17 protein-coding genes are annotated in these 13,977 nt (G+C 69.2%); 12 read left to right on the forward strand and 5 right to left on the reverse strand.

Annotated elements, in window-relative coordinates:
• Position 1: 1 nt before the first annotated feature.
• Positions 2–790 carry an HAD family hydrolase gene (locus tag ACIA8G_RS22975; protein ID WP_396420689.1) on the reverse strand — a complete coding sequence of 263 codons (789 nt, stop codon included), beginning with the start codon at positions 788–790 and terminating at the stop codon, positions 2–4.
• Positions 791–838: 48 nt separating this feature from the next.
• On the opposite strand from ACIA8G_RS22975, the gene ACIA8G_RS22980 reads away from it, so the two are divergent.
• Genes ACIA8G_RS22980 through ACIA8G_RS22990 form a run of 3 tightly spaced genes read left to right on the forward strand, consistent with a single transcriptional unit; the run spans position 839 to position 2,743 of the window.
• On the forward strand, positions 839–1,366 hold the full coding sequence (locus ACIA8G_RS22980) for a TetR/AcrR family transcriptional regulator (RefSeq protein ID WP_396420690.1): 528 nt from the start codon (positions 839–841) through the stop codon (positions 1,364–1,366).
• Positions 1,366–1,839: a pyridoxamine 5'-phosphate oxidase family protein gene (locus ACIA8G_RS22985; RefSeq protein ID WP_396420691.1), complete on the forward strand. Its 474-nt coding sequence runs from the start codon at positions 1,366–1,368 to the stop codon at positions 1,837–1,839. The genes ACIA8G_RS22980 and ACIA8G_RS22985 overlap by 1 nt, the downstream gene beginning before the upstream one ends.
• The gene (locus ACIA8G_RS22990; RefSeq protein WP_396420692.1) at positions 1,823–2,743 is read left to right on the forward strand and encodes an SDR family oxidoreductase; all 921 of its coding nucleotides are present in this window, start codon (positions 1,823–1,825) and stop codon (positions 2,741–2,743) included. Before ACIA8G_RS22985 ends, ACIA8G_RS22990 begins: the two co-directional genes overlap by 17 nt.
• A gap of 158 nt (positions 2,744–2,901) precedes the next feature.
• Here the strand turns inward: ACIA8G_RS22990 and ACIA8G_RS22995 are convergent, their stop codons facing one another.
• Positions 2,902–3,558, reverse strand: coding sequence for a response regulator (locus ACIA8G_RS22995; RefSeq protein WP_396420693.1), 657 nt, complete (start codon positions 3,556–3,558; stop codon positions 2,902–2,904).
• Between the two features lie 9 nt (positions 3,559–3,567).
• Positions 3,568–4,743 (reverse strand): sensor histidine kinase, encoded by a 1,176-nt coding sequence (locus tag ACIA8G_RS23000; RefSeq protein ID WP_396420694.1) that lies wholly within the window; start codon positions 4,741–4,743, stop codon positions 3,568–3,570.
• A 115-nt stretch (positions 4,744–4,858) separates the two neighbouring features.
• On the opposite strand from ACIA8G_RS23000, the gene ACIA8G_RS23005 reads away from it, so the two are divergent.
• Entirely contained in the window at positions 4,859–5,527 is a 669-nt protein-coding gene (locus ACIA8G_RS23005; RefSeq protein WP_396420695.1) for a hypothetical protein, read from the forward strand.
• Entirely contained in the window at positions 5,524–5,889 is a 366-nt protein-coding gene (locus tag ACIA8G_RS23010) for a GntR family transcriptional regulator (RefSeq protein ID WP_396420696.1), read from the forward strand. The genes ACIA8G_RS23005 and ACIA8G_RS23010 overlap by 4 nt, the downstream gene beginning before the upstream one ends.
• Here ACIA8G_RS23010 and ACIA8G_RS23015 read toward each other — a convergent pair.
• Complete coding sequence (locus ACIA8G_RS23015; RefSeq protein WP_396420697.1) at positions 5,877–6,311, reverse strand: hypothetical protein; 435 nt, start codon at positions 6,309–6,311, stop codon at positions 5,877–5,879. The two genes, ACIA8G_RS23010 and ACIA8G_RS23015, sit on opposite strands and share 13 nt — an antisense overlap.
• Positions 6,312–6,365: 54 nt before the next feature.
• Here ACIA8G_RS23015 and ACIA8G_RS23020 point away from each other — a divergent pair, with 54 nt between their 5' ends.
• From ACIA8G_RS23020 to ACIA8G_RS23050, 7 genes are all read left to right on the forward strand, one after another.
• Positions 6,366–7,868 (forward strand): dynamin family protein, encoded by a 1,503-nt coding sequence (locus tag ACIA8G_RS23020; protein ID WP_396420698.1) that lies wholly within the window; start codon positions 6,366–6,368, stop codon positions 7,866–7,868.
• The gene (grpE, locus tag ACIA8G_RS23025; RefSeq protein WP_396420699.1) at positions 7,865–8,230 is read left to right on the forward strand and encodes a nucleotide exchange factor GrpE; all 366 of its coding nucleotides are present in this window, start codon (positions 7,865–7,867) and stop codon (positions 8,228–8,230) included. The genes ACIA8G_RS23020 and grpE overlap by 4 nt, the downstream gene beginning before the upstream one ends.
• Positions 8,227–10,047: a dynamin family protein gene (locus tag ACIA8G_RS23030; RefSeq protein ID WP_396420700.1), complete on the forward strand. Its 1,821-nt coding sequence runs from the start codon at positions 8,227–8,229 to the stop codon at positions 10,045–10,047. The genes grpE and ACIA8G_RS23030 overlap by 4 nt, the downstream gene beginning before the upstream one ends.
• A gap of 244 nt (positions 10,048–10,291) precedes the next feature.
• A complete protein-coding gene (locus ACIA8G_RS23035) occupies positions 10,292–10,882 on the forward strand; it encodes a hypothetical protein (protein WP_396420701.1) in 591 nt (196 codons plus the stop codon).
• Positions 10,879–11,763 carry a copper resistance D family protein gene (locus tag ACIA8G_RS23040; protein ID WP_396420702.1) on the forward strand — a complete coding sequence of 295 codons (885 nt, stop codon included), beginning with the start codon at positions 10,879–10,881 and terminating at the stop codon, positions 11,761–11,763. The genes ACIA8G_RS23035 and ACIA8G_RS23040 overlap by 4 nt, the downstream gene beginning before the upstream one ends.
• A 19-nt stretch (positions 11,764–11,782) precedes the next feature.
• Entirely contained in the window at positions 11,783–12,673 is an 891-nt protein-coding gene (locus tag ACIA8G_RS23045) for a plastocyanin/azurin family copper-binding protein (RefSeq protein ID WP_396420703.1), read from the forward strand.
• Positions 12,673–13,281, forward strand: a complete 609-nt coding sequence (locus ACIA8G_RS23050; RefSeq protein WP_396420704.1) for a cupredoxin family copper-binding protein — start codon at positions 12,673–12,675, stop codon at positions 13,279–13,281. The genes ACIA8G_RS23045 and ACIA8G_RS23050 overlap by 1 nt, the downstream gene beginning before the upstream one ends.
• Here the strand turns inward: ACIA8G_RS23050 and ACIA8G_RS23055 are convergent.
• Positions 13,260–13,868, reverse strand: coding sequence for a hypothetical protein (locus ACIA8G_RS23055; protein ID WP_396420705.1), 609 nt, complete (start codon positions 13,866–13,868; stop codon positions 13,260–13,262). The two genes, ACIA8G_RS23050 and ACIA8G_RS23055, sit on opposite strands and share 22 nt — an antisense overlap.
• Positions 13,869–13,977 lie beyond the last annotated feature (109 nt).

Below are 13,977 nucleotides of genomic sequence, written 5' to 3' on the forward strand. Positions count from 1 at the left end.
CCTAGGCCGGGAAGAACCGCCCCAGCACCTCCGCCGCGCCGTCCTCCAGCACAGTGGGGGCGACCGCGTCCGCCGCCGCCTGCACGTGCGCGGGTGCCTGCCCCATCGCGACGCCGAGCCCCGCCCACTTCAGCATCTCGACGTCGTTCGACCCGTCGCCGATCGCGAGCGCGTCCTGCGCGCCGATGCCGAGCTCCTGGCCGAGTTCCTCCAGCGCGGAACCCTTGGTCACGTTCTCCGGCACGGCGGTCAGCCACGCTTCGGTGTGGTCGACCGACCACTCGATGCCGGACATCTCCAGGTTCCTCACGGCGAACGACAGTTCGGCCGGCGTGTGGTCGAGCCAGCGCATGACCAGCCGCGGGGTCGGCGTGGCGGCGATCTCGTCGAACGTCGCGTCGGTCGTCACGCCCCACAGGTCGTCGGGCAGGAAGCGACCGAGCGAGAGGTTGCCGACCCCGGTCTGCTCGATCGCGAACACCGCGCCGGGCAGCAGCGCCTGCAGGGCCTTGATCGTCGGGCCGGGGTCGAACGTCGTGCGCCTGATGACCTCACCGGTCGCGGGGTCCCACCACACCGCGCCGTTCGAGCACACCGCGTGTGACGCGGGCAGTTGCGCGGCGATCGGGGTCGTGCCGATCAGGCTGCGGCCTGTGCACAGCACGACGTGCGTGCCGTGTTCGGCCACGCGTGTGATGGCTGCTTTTACGGCCGGAGAGATGTCATTCGAGCCGACAGGGGTCAGGGTTCCGTCGATGTCCAGCGCGACGAGCCGCGGTCTCCAGTTCACGCGGTGCCACCCTATGCGAAGGTTAGTGAACTGTGGTTCACTAATGGCGTGGCACGACCTCGCACGATCACCGACGAGCGGATCCTGTCCGCCGTCGCGGCGGTCATCGACCGGCGCGGACCGGAGTTCACCGTCGCGGACGTGGCGACGGAGGCCGGGGTGTCGGTCGGGGCGGTGGCGAAGCGGTTCGGGTCCAAGAGCGGACTCCTGCAGGCACTCACCCGAGCGGGTACGGAAGAGGTCGCGCGCCGGATGCGTGAGGCCGGCTCCGTCCGGGAAGCGCTGCTGACCTGGTTCGACCGCCTGGCGGACCCGGTGGTGGCGACGAACAACCTCGCGCAGCTCGGGGTCGACCTCATCGACCCGGAACTGCGCGCGCTGCTGGCCCGGCACTACGCGGTGCTGGAGGCGGAACTGGAGACCCTGTGCGCGGCAGAGGATCTGCCACCGAACGCGGCTCGCGTGCTGGCCGGGCTGGTCTACGGGATCTCGATGGACTGGTCGATCCGACCGCGAGGAGACCTGTTGGCACGCATGGCAGAGGACATCGATCTGGTGCTGGAAGGGATGCGCTGATGGCTACCTGGGCGGAGTTCGCGGCCGAACAACCCGATCTGGCCGCGTTCGTGGAGAGCAGGTTCGCCGCGGACCGGCACGCGTTGATCGCGACCCTGCGCAAGGACGGTGCACCGCGGATCAGCGGCGTGGAACCGGACTTCACGCGCGGCGAGCTGTGGGCAGGCATGATGGTCGACTCGACGAAGTCGCGTGACCTGCGCCGCGACCCGCGGTTCGCGTTGCACTGCATGAGCACGACCGCCTCGGTGACGGAGGCCGGCGACGCGAAGATCAGCGGCACGGCCGAGTTCTGGACCGACAAGACCAACTACCTCAAGGACCTGTTCGAGCGCACCGGCTGGGAACCCGATGGACTCGACCTCTTCCGGATGAACGTCACCGAGGTCGTTTCGATCACCGTCGAGGGCGACGAGATGGTCGTCCTCTCCTGGCACGAGGGAAGGGGAACTCGCCGTGTCGGCAAGAAGTGATCCCGATCTGAGCGGCAAGGTCGCCGTCGTCACCGGCGCCACCAGAGGCGCAGGCCGGGCGATCGCGGTCGAGCTGGGGGCCGCCGGGGCGACCGTCTTCGTCGGTGGCCGCACCACGCGGTCAGAGCAGTCGGAGGTCGGTCGTGCCGAGACGATCGAGGAGACCGCGGAACTGGTGGACGCGGCCGGTGGCAGAGGGATCGCCGTCCGGTGCGACTTCACCTCACCGTCCGATGTGGACGCTTTCGCGGCGCGCATCGACCGGCTCGACATCTTCGTCGACAACGCCTGGGGCGGCGAGAACCTCGTCGAGTGGGGCAAGTTCTGGGAGCACGACCTCGACAAGCAGCTGCACATGTGGCGCAACGGCATCGAGACGCACCTCGTGGCGCTGCACAAGCTGATGCCGATCCTCGTGCGGTCCGACGACGGGCTCGTGATCGAGGTGACCGACGGCGAGGACGGCGAGGCGTACTTCGTGAACCTCACCTACGACGCGGTGAAGAACTCCGTACGGCGGTTCGGCGAGGTGCTGGCGAAGGACCTCAAGGACGTCCCGAACGTGACGGCGATCGCCGCCACGCCTGGTTTCCTGCGCTCGGAGCAGATGCTGGACACGTTCGGGGTGACCAAGGCGACCTGGCGGGACGCGATCGAGAAGGTGCCGGACTACGCGTTGTCCGAGACACCGCACTACCTCGGGCGCGGGCTCATGCACGTGGCCGCCGACCCGGACCGCAGGAGGTTCTCCGGGCAGTGCCTGTCGTCGTGGCGGCTCAAGCGCGAGTACGGCTTCACCGATCTCGACGGTTCGCAGCCCGACTGGGGTCGCTGGTACGACGACGTGGTGAAGCCGCGGATGGCGGGGACGATCGTGGAAGCCGATCCCGAGCAGTATCGCTAGTGGCGTGACCCGGAACGTGGGCGGCTAATTCACGCTCAGGAGGACGCCTCGCGGCACCGCCCCCGCGCCCCCATACATCCAGTATGAAGGCGCGGGGGCGGCACCACGATGCGCCCGCCTGACCGCGAATTGGCACGGCAACGTTCCGGGCCACGCCACTAGACATCTCCGGGGCGGACGAGACCGGTCTCGTAGGCCAGCACCACGGCCTGCACCCGGTCTCGCAGCTCCAGCTTGGCCAAGATCCGCCCGACGTGCGTCTTCACCGTCGCCTCCGACAGGAAGAGCTTCCTGGCGAGCTCGGTGTTCGACAGCCCCTTGGCGATCAGCACGAGCACCTCGCGCTCCCGCTCCGTCAGCACGTCCAGGACGGTGGCGTCGCGCAGTTCGCCGCCGCCGTCACCGAGGAACCGGCCCAGCAGCCGCTTCGTCACCGACGGGGAGACCACCGCGTCGCCCGAGGCCACGGCACGCAGCGCCGAGACCAGGTCGCTGGGCGGCGTGTCCTTCAGCAGGAAGCCGCTGGCGCCGTTGCGCAGCGCGGACAGCGCGTACTCGTCCATGTCGAACGTGGTCATGACCAGCACCTTGGCCGTGTCGGCCTCGGTGATGCGCTTGGTCGCCTCCACCCCGTCCAGCACCGGCATGCGGACGTCCATCAGCACGACGTCAGGGCGCAGTTTGTCCGCCATCTGCACGGCGTCCAGTCCGTCGGCTGCTTCGCCGACGACGTCGATGTCCTCTTGCGCACCCAGCACCATGCGGAAGCCCATGCGCATGAGTTCCTGGTCGTCGACCAGCAGCACCCGAATCACTCGATCACCCTATGCGGCCAGTGGGAAGACCGCGCGCACGCGCCAGCCCCCGCCGGGGTTGGGGCCCGCCTCGAACTCGCCACCCAGCACCGCAGCCCTTTCCCTCATGCCGATCAGTCCGTTGCCGCCCGACACCTTGACCACGTCGTGCGGCGTGCCGAAGCCGTTGTCGATGACCTCGAGCCGCAGCTCTTCCGGGGTGCGGGCGAGCCGGACGAGCGCGGTCGAGCCCGTGCCGGCGTGTTTGATGGTGTTCGTCAGCGCTTCCTGCACGATCCGGTAGACGCTCAGGCCGACGCCGACGGGCAGGTCCTCCACGTCGCCGTTGATCTCCAGGCGCACCGGCACGCCGGCCGCGCGGGTGTTCTCGGCCAGTTCGACGACGCCGCGCGCGTCCGGTTGCGGGGCCCACTGGGTCTCGGCGTCCTCGCTGCGCAGCACGCCCAGCAGGCGCCTCATCTCGGTCAGCGCCTGGCGGCCGGTGTCCGCGATCGTGCGGACGGCGTTCTCGGCGACCTCCGGCTGTGACCTGATCGTGTAAGCGGCGCCGTCCGCGTGGACGATCATCACGCTCACCGCGTGCGCGACCACGTCGTGCAGCTCGCGGGCGATGCGGGAGCGTTCCTCGCCGACCGCGATCCTGGCCTGCTGGTCACGTTCGGTCTCCAGCAGCGCGAGGCGTTGTTCCAGCTCGCTCTGGTACGCGCGGCGCGCGCCGACGAACTCGCCCATCGCCCAGCTGAAGCCGAAGATCACGAAGACCATGAACACGAGGAACACGGCCTCGAGGTTGCCGAGCTGGAAGATCGCCCAGAGCAGCGTGCCGGCGAGCAGCCAGCCCGCGTAGATCAACGCCGTCTTGCGGGTCGTGTACGCGACGAGCGTGTACAGCGCGATGGCCAGCGCGAAGTCCGACATCCGCGCCGGTATGCCGTTCTCGCCACCGTGGGTGAAGAGCTGCAGGAACGCGCCGCCGAGGATCAGGTAGCTGCTGCCGAGCGGGTGGTAGCGCCGGAAGGGCAGCGGCCCGAGCATCAGCAACGTGACCGCGAGGAACGCCGAGAACGACACCCCCCGCTCCACTGTCGAGACACTGAGTCCCATGTCGAAGATCAGCAACAGCCCGGCGATCAGGGAGTCCCCGAACGCCGGGTGAGCCTTCATCCACAGGCTGAACCTCCGCACCGGACAAGGTTAGGTGCGCTTCGAACTTCCGCGCGTCGCGCCACGGAATGACGCTCCGTACGACTTCAGTGTGAGTTATTGTGTCGAGGGATTGATACAAAGTTTGGGGGTCACGATGGGCGAGCTCACCACGATCGGCATTGTCGCGGGCGTCGGCCTGGTGCTCATGGTGCTGCTCTGGCCGACCCGGTCGACCGGCGAGCGCCTGCTGAAGAAGTGGCAGGTCGCGGACCCTGCGGAGGCGCAGGTCGAGGACGCCGTCCGGTACTTGCGGCGGCGCCGGCTGCTGTACCCGTGGCTCTACCTGGGCCTCGGGCTGGCTCCGGAGATCAGCGCCGGCACCACTCACCTCGCGGTCATCGTGCTCGGCGGCACGCTGCTCGCGGAGTTGATCGCACTGCGCCCGTCCCGAGGCTCGAAGCGAGTGGCGTCGCTCACCCGGCGCGGGCTCACCGACATCGCGGCCAAGGGCCTGCTGGCCTCCTACGTGGTGATCGTGCTGGGCGCGGCGATCTACCTCGTCATCGACCACGGTTGGCAGCGAATCCTGTGGCTCGGGCTGTCGGTGTTCGCGGTCGCGGTGATCACGTGGGCGGCGGTGGCCAGGCCCGCGACCGGTGACGAGCGCGTCGACATGGCGTTGCGCACTCGCAGCGTGCACGTCTCGGCCGGTCTCGGCGCGGCGGTGGCGGGTGCGTTGCTGCCGTCGCCGTTCGGGTTCGTCGGAATCCTCGCCTGGATCGCGATGGCCAACACGAAGCCCTACGCGAAGATCAGAAGGTGAGCGCTCCCCGAATCGTCGTGGACGTCGACAACGGCGTCGCACCGTGGCGTCAGGTCCGCGACCAGCTCATCCTGTTGATCAGCGGTGGGGTGCTGCCGGTCGGCTCCCGGTTGCCGACGATCCGCCAGCTCGCCGCCGACCTCGGGCTCGCGGCGGGCACGGTCGCGCGGGCGTACCGGGAGCTGGAGACCGAAGGCGTGCTCACGACAGGGCGAAGGCAGGGCACCGTGGTGGCCGCCCTGCCTTCGCATGCACCGAATCCGCTCTCCGCCGCCGCAGCGGAGTTCGTCGCCGTTGCCCGTGCTCTCGGCGCGAGCGAGGGGGAGGCGCTCAACGCCGTTCGCGCTTGTTATGTCGAGTAAGGCGACTCGATCTTCGGTGCGGGTCGTGGTTCGCTGACGTGCGCGTGCCGTTCCTCGTAAATCCGGTGCTCCTCGGCCATCTGGTCCGCGAGCTGCTGCTGCATCTGGCGATCCCGAATCCTGGCCAGGATCGCCATCGTCACGCCGTGAGCGAGTGCCAGCAGCAACAGCACCACACCGAGCTTCACGACCACGTTCTTCACCGGATCACCGGTGTCTACTTCGATGATCGACACCAGCGCCAGGAGGCCGAGCACGACGAGGTGGAACAACACGGCCGTCAACCGCATCATGGCCGCGGCCTGCTCGTCGTCGTACGCAGCGCGCTTCAAATATCCCTTGCCGCTGTGGTAGATCAGCTGGCCGTCGACCACGACCAGGACGATCCCCAGCACTAGGAACGTCACGTAGCTGTCACCCATGCGCTGTGGCTACCCGCGCACGCACGCGCACAAACCGTGGCACGATCAGTGCCCGTGACGGCGTTGCAGGGACAACAACTGGCCGGACCGCTGTGCGCGGCGGTGGCCAACTTGTGTGTTGCCTTGCAACCGCAGGTTTCCCAGCAGACGGCCGCCGGGTTCCAGGAGGTGCTCCGCCGTCTGCACGCACCGCTGCAGGTCGCGGTGGCCGGCCGGATCAAGTCCGGCAAGTCGACGCTGGTCAACGCGCTGATCGGGCGCCGGGTCGCACCCACCGACATCGGTGAGTGCACACGGCTGGTCACGCGCTATCAGTACGGAACGGTCGACCGCATCGAAGTCGTTCTTCAGGACGGCCGGCGGCAGGTGTTGCCGTTCGACCCGAACGGCATGATCCCTGCTTCTCTTGGCGTGGAAGGCGTCTCGCACATCGAGGCGTACCTGACGAACGCGGTGCTGCGCGACTTCACCGTCATCGACACACCCGGTCTCGGTTCGCTGGACGCGGCCTCGGTCGCGCGCACCGAGGAACTGCTGGATCCCGTGTCCCGCAACGCGGTCGCCGGCGCCGAGGCGGTTCTCTACGTCGTGACGCAGGGCGTGCGCGCGGACGACCACTCGACGCTGGCCGTGTTCACCGCCGCGACGGCCTCGCGGGAAGCCGGTCCGGTCAACGCCATCGCCGCGTTGAACAAGGTCGACGCCGTGGCACCGGAGACCGTCGAGGGGTCGGACGGCGAGGTCTGGCGTGCCGCGGAGATCCTCGCTTCGAAGCAGGCCCAGCTGCTGAAGCCGCGGGTGGCCGACGTGCTGCCGGTGATCAGCCTGCTCGCCGAGTCCGCGGAGACCGGCGAGTTCACGTCGGCGGACGCGGAGGCGTTGCGGCAGCTGGCGGCCCTCGATGCGGACACCCGCTCGATGATGCTGATGGCCGGTGATCTCTTCACCTCCTGGGACTGCGACGTGCCGGCCGGCGTGCGCTCGCGGTTGCTGGAGAAGCTCGATCTCTACGGCATCGGCCGCGCCCTGCTGGCCCTGGACGCCGAGCCCGCGCTCACGGCGGGTGCGCTGCGGCGGGTGCTGTTCGACGCCTCGGGGTTCGCCGCCGTCCGCGGCCGGCTGGACGCGGTGTTCCGGGCGCGGGCCGACGGCATCAAGGCGGCGGCCGCGCTGGCGTCGATCACCTCGCTGGCCTCCGGTGATCCCGGCGAACGGCAACGCGTGCACGACGCGATCGAGGTCCTGCTGGCCCGGCCGGAGGCACACCAGCTGCGGCTGCTGGAGGCGTTGACCCTGGTCTCGTCCGGTGCGGTCACGCTGCCGCCGGACCTGACCGAGGAGGTGCTGCGGGTCGGCAGCACCGCGGACGTGCCGGGCCAGCTCGGTCTGACCGGCCGGCCGCTGCCGGAGCTGGTCGCGTTCGCGCTGGAACGTGCCGGCTGGTGGCGTTCGTTCGCGTCGTTCGGCGCGACGCCGGCGCAGGCTCGGGTGGCGCACGTCGTCCATCGGGGGTATTTCCTCATCTGGCAGCGACTACGTGCTGGGGGGCACCGATGAGCACGAGTGGAACCGAACCCGCCGACGTGACGTCGGACGACGGTGTGGAGACCATTGCCGACGAGCTGCTCGACCAGGCGCTGGCCGAGCGCCGCGCGTTGGTCGGGCTGTGCCTGTACGCGCTGGACCGCGCCAGTGCCGGCGTGGTCGAACGCATCGAAGAAGGCCTGTCGTCCATAGGCGTCGTGGCGGTGCGTGCCGACGGTGAGCGGTTCGACCCCGCGCTGCACGAGGCGGCCGGTGCCGTGCCGACGGACGACCTGTCCCTGCAGGGCCTGGTCGCGGAGACCGAGGTACCCGGCTTCTGCGACCGCGGGCGAATCCTGCGGGCCCCGATCGTCACGGTCTACACGGCCCGATGAGCACCCTTTCCCAGACAGTCCGGCAGACGCGCGAACGCCTGACCGCGCTGGTCCGCGAGCTGGACTCGTCGATGGCCGACTGGGTCACGCGTCGCGCCGCTCCCGAGGTCTCGTCCGTGGTGATCGTCGGCGAGACGAACCGCGGCAAGTCGTCCTTGGTCAACGCGTTGCTGGTGAGCCCTGGCCTCTCCCCGGTCGACGCCGACGTCGCCACGTCGACCTACCTGGTCTTCCAGCACGGCCCCACCTGGGCCGCCCGCGCCTGCTATCCGGGCCTGCTCGCACCCGTCAGCTTCCCGCTGCCCGCCCTGATCAACTGGGTCTCCGCGGCCCACGACCTGCCGGAGGGTGAGCTACCCCCGCGCTACGTCGAGGTCGACGCGCCGATCCCCTTGCTGGAACGCATGTCCGTTGTGGACACTCCGGGCGTCGGTGGCCTGGAGTCCGTGCACGGCGAGCTGGCCCTGGAAGCCGTCACGTCGGCCACCGCCCTGGTCTTCGTCGTCGACGCCTCCTCCCCGTTCACCCGCGGCGAGCTGGACTTCCTCAAACGCGTCGGCGACCGCGTCGAAACCGTCGTGTTCGTGTTGACGAAGACCGACCAGTACCGGGGCTGGCGCCAGATCCTGGAGGCCGACCAGGCCCTGCTCGCCGAGCACGCGCCACGCTTCGCCGACGCCACCTTCTACCCGGTGTCGTCCCGCATGTTCGAGATGGCAGCCCAGGCCCCGAACCCGGACGCGGCGGCCATGCTCCGCGAACGGTCGGGGGTGGCGTCGTTGCAGACCTCCCTGCAGGAGCTCGTCGCGGGCCGGGCCGGAATGCTGGCCGAGGCCAACGCACTCCGCGCGCTGTCGACGGTCCTGGACGAGCTGGTCGTGCGCCTGGAGCACGAGAAGCGCGCTCTGTCCGTGGGCGAGGACGAGGCCGCCGTGCTGAGGGCCCGCCGCGAGGAGCTGCAAACCGAACGCCGCTCGTCCACGCGAGGCTGGCAGGTCCGCCTGCGCGGCGAGATCCAGCGCGCCCGCGTGGAGAACTCGCACGAGATCTCCCGCCAGATGCGCGACCTCCAGACCTGGTACCGGCAGGCCATCGACTCCGCCGACCGCACTGCTCTGGCCGCGTTGCCGCAGCAGGTCGACACGGCCCTGCAGGTGGTGTCCGGCCGCATCTCCACGGCTCTGTCCGTGCGCCTCGGCCAGGTCACCGACGCCGTGCTGGCCACGATGTTCAGCACGGAGGAGCTGACCCTGATCCGCGGTCAGTTCGCGCGCGGTGAGCAGCCGCCGGTCGTGTTGCGCCCCAAGGAGAAGCGCCCGCCGACGGCCGAGGACAAGCTGCTGGTGTTCATGGGCGTGTCCGGTGGCCTCGGCGCCGGCAAGCTCGCGGTCATGCCCCTGGCCGGGCTCGGCGTCGCCGTGCTGAACCCGATCGTGCTGCCGGTGACCATCGCCCTGGGCCTCGGCGCGGGCTGGTGGATGGCCCGCACCCGCACCCACACCGCGGAGAAGCAGCACGTCAAGCAGTGGCTTTCGGACGCCATCGCCGACGCACGCTCCACAGTGGACCAACTCGCCGCCGAGCAGTTGATCCAGGCCGAGCAGGCCCTCTCGCTCGCGCTGGACGAGGCCCTCGCCAAGCGCATCGAGGCCATCGAGGCGGAGCTGCGCGAGGTCGACAGGGCCCTGCGGATGGAGGCCGGCGAACGCGGCCGCGAGCTGCAGTCCGTGACGCGCCGGCTCGCCGAGGTGGAGTCCGGGCGGGCGAAGGCCGAGGAGCTGCTCGGCCGGATCCGGTCCGTGCGCGACCGCGCATAGGGCCGAAAAGAACTCAACGAGCCCCGGACCACGTGGTTGCGGGTGGTTTTGCAATTCACCCGTGCAAACGAAGGAAGTTAATCGAGCGATCCTCATTTTGCCTGTTCAGAGCCTCTTTGTGGCGACAACTTAATTCGGTGTTTCCGGCTCTGCACCGATCTTCCTGAATTAGGTGAGGAGCTAGTTCACGCGCGGTTCACGGAATGGGAACAGCCGGTAATCGCCAACTGCTTCGCTGCCGAATATGAAGCTGCAACGAGACCAGGTGGTGGCGGCGACCCTGGTGGGCACCGTGGTCGTCGTGCTCGGGTTCGCGTCGGGAATGGGGCGTGTCCCGCAGACGCAGAACGCCGTCAGTCAGCCGAGTCAGCACACCCACACACCGACGCCGACGCCGACCGAGCAGCCGCATCAACCGATGAACCACGTGCCGCAACCGGTGGCGCACAACCCCGTCCCGATCCCGCACCAGCCGGCGGGCCCGCACGTTCCGGCACCTGAGCATCCGCACCCGACCACACCTCCGCCAACGACGAAGCCGCCGACGACAACACCCCCGACCACCGAGCCTCCCAAGCCCTGTGACGCCGGCGCGATCACGAAGCTGTTGCGGCAGCTCGGGTTGCTGTCGTTGCTCGACGGCGACCTGCCGGTCGTGCAGGAACTGCCGGAAGGCACGAAGAAGGCCGAGGAGCTGTCCCTTGTGGAGCTTCCGCTGCTCGGCGATCCCGTCAAGCTGGTCGACGGCGTGCTCGCCGGTCTGCTCGGCACGACGTGTGCGCTCGTCGTGGACGAGAAGACCGACAAGGTCACGGCGCTGCTGGAGGGGCCATGACCGAGGCGGCGAAGTCGTGGTTCATGTTCGCCAGGTCGTTCGACTACCTCGGCACGACGCTCTTCGTCGGCGGGGTGGCGTTCCTCGCGTGGCTGTGGCCTGACGGCGCGGACACCGCGCGGGGCAGGCGGCTGCTCGCGTTCGGCTGGCTGTGCGGCTTCGCCGGCACCGTGGCGAGCCTCGCCTTCAACGCCGCCTGGGTCGCGGGACGTCCGCCGTCCGCCGCGCTCGACCCGTCAGTGCTGCTGCCGCTCTTCGACGCCCCGTTCGGCCGGGTCTGGTTCGCCCGCACGTTGTTGTGGGTGCTCGCGCTGGTGGTGCTCGCCGACCTGACCCGGCGTGGCTCGAGGGCCGCGAGATCGTGGTCGTGGCGCGTCGGAGCGGGGGCGATCGCACTCGGCGTGTTGCGCACCAACGGGATGACCGGTCACGTCCTCGACCTGCCCGGCTGGAGCCAGGTCATCGTGTTCGTGCACCTGCTGGTGGTCTGCGTCTGGATCGGCGGGCTGCTGGTGTTGCTGCTCGCCGTCCTGCCCGCCCGCGACCGGGACGCGCTGATCGCGGTGCTGCCGCGCTACTCGCGGCTCGCGGTGGTCTCCGTCGCGACGCTCACCGTGGCGGGCGCGGTGCTGGCGTTCCAGCTGATCGGTTCGGTGGACGCGTTGCTGCACACCGGGTACGGGCAGCTCCTGCTGGCCAAGCTCGTGCTCTTCGGCCTGCTGCTGGTACTCGGGTTCGCGAGCAAGACCTGGGTGGACCGGCGGCTACGCGTCGCCGCGACCACCCGCGGGCTCGCACTCTCGGTCACCGCCGAGGCGGTTCTAGCCGTCGGCGTGCTGGGTGTGGCCGCCTTCCTCGTCACGACCGGTCCCGGTCGCTGACCCTGCAAAACGAGAAGGGATGTCCACTGTGGACAAAGGAAACCGGTTCGCCGTGCTGGTCGCGGCACTCGGAATAGCGGGTACCGCGTTCTGCCTGAGCCTGGTGGGGCCGGGCCAGGCGGCTCCGGTCGGGATCGATCTCGCGGCCGCACAGGGCGAGGCGGCGCCCGCGGTCCAGGCGGCGACGACCAACGTCGAGATCATGGGCTACGCGTACCAACCGGCCACCCTGACGATCAACGCGGGCGACACCGTCCTCTGGACGAACCACGACACGGCACCGCACAACGTGGTCGTCACCAACGGGCCGGAGAAGTTCACGTCGCCGACCCTGCAACAGGGTCAGACCTTCCGCTTCACCTTCACCAAGGCGGGCTCGTACTCGTACTACTGCTCGATCCACCCGGACATGAAGGCGTCGGTCACGGTCAACGGCAGCACCACGCCGCCGTCCACCCCGCCGTCGACCACCACTCCACCGTCCACGACCACCCCACCCACGACCACCCCGCCGACCGGTCACCCGACCACGCACCCCACCCCGACGACGGCACCACCGACGGGAACGCCAGGCTGCGTCAAGAAGGAAGCGCTGGCACCGTTCATCGCTCACCTGAAGGCAGCCCACTTGGAGACGTCGCCACTGCAGCAGGTGCAGGATGCATTGGCCTTCGACAAGTACATCAAGGCGCACACCGTGCTCCTGGAACAGATGCTCGACCCGGCGTTGAACTCGTCGCTCGCCACTGACGCGCTGGCACCGTTCATCGCGCACCTCAAGGCGGCTCACCTGGAGACGTCGCTGTTGCAGCAGGTGCAGGACGCACTCGCGTTCGACAACTACATCAAGGCGCACACCGTCCTGCTGGAACAGATGCTCGATCCGGCCTTCAACCAGGCGATCTGCTGATGATTCGCGGCCTGGCCAGCGTCGTCCTGGCCGCGTTCGCCGTGCTGACCTTCGCCCTCAGCACGGCGTCCGCCGCCGAGACGCACCAGATCCCGATCGCGCGGTACACGTACATGCCCGCCTCGATGACCGTGCGAGTGGGCGACGTCGTCACGTGGACGAACCAGGACGAGGCGTCGCACGACGTCGCGGGCGGCACGTTCCGCTCCCCGATGCTCGCCCAGGGGCAGTCGTGGAGCTTCACGTTCACCCAGCCGGGCACGTTCGACTACATCTGCTCCGTGCACCCCGACATGCGGGCGCGGATCGTCGTGCTCCCTCAGGAGACGACAGCCGCCCCGCCGCCGGCGCCGGTGCAACAGCCCGTCGCCCAGCAACCCGCCGCGCAGACAACACAACCGACGACGACCACATCGGCAGCACCTGAGGTCACCACCCCTGCGACCAGCACGCCGGCAGTCGCCGCGGCGTCGTCGCCGACGTCACCGGGGTTGCCTCCGATGCTGCTCCTCGCGGGTCTGGTCGCTGCGGTCACCACGCTGTGCCTGCTGATGATCGGCTCGCGTCCGGAAAGCGGCGCTGGGCGTCACGTAGCGGAAACCAAGTAGGCGACCCACGCCAGGAGCGCCGGCAACCCGAAGCACAGCGGAAAGATCACGAAGGTCATGGAGGTACCGCCTGGCAACCGCCAGGTCCGGTACCTCCCCGGTGGTTCCGGCAGGCCGAGCCGGGCGAGGGCGGCACTGGAGATGCGGAGTGAGTCGGTCTCGTGGTTCGCCAGCGCCCGTTTCATGACTCGGTCGAGGTCGTCGTCAGCGTTGACCATGAGCCGAACGCCGTCGAGGTCGACCAGCACCAGCATGTCCGTGTCCTTGCCGCCGCGCACGTTCATCACGTAGTAGCGCCCGACCCTCGCCAGCCGGTGCAGGTCGACCGTGCGCCAGCCGCTGATGGTCTGTGCCGTCAGGTACCGGGGGCCCAGCCGGACAAAGGCACCCTTGGCCAGGTACGGCAGCATGAACAGGAGCAGCCCGGCGAGGCCGACGAGGATCTTGCCCATCATCTTGTCGTCGGAGTCGGAGTGCTGGAGGTTGCCGCCGAGCACCGGCAACGCGGCGCACACCAGAAGTGCGACCGCCAGTCCGGCACGAGCCCGTCGCCGCGCACTCGTCGCTGGTACCGGTTCTCTCTTCACGACATCCCCCTGGCTCGTCGTCACCACCCAGACGCCGGATCAGACGCCGGTGTTGAGCTTGGCGAGGGAACCGAACCGGCATAACGTGGGTCATACCGGTACGCAAGAT

It is taken from the genome of Lentzea sp. NPDC051213 (assembly GCF_044455585.1).
Classification (GTDB): Bacteria; Actinomycetota; Actinomycetes; order Mycobacteriales; family Pseudonocardiaceae; genus Lentzea.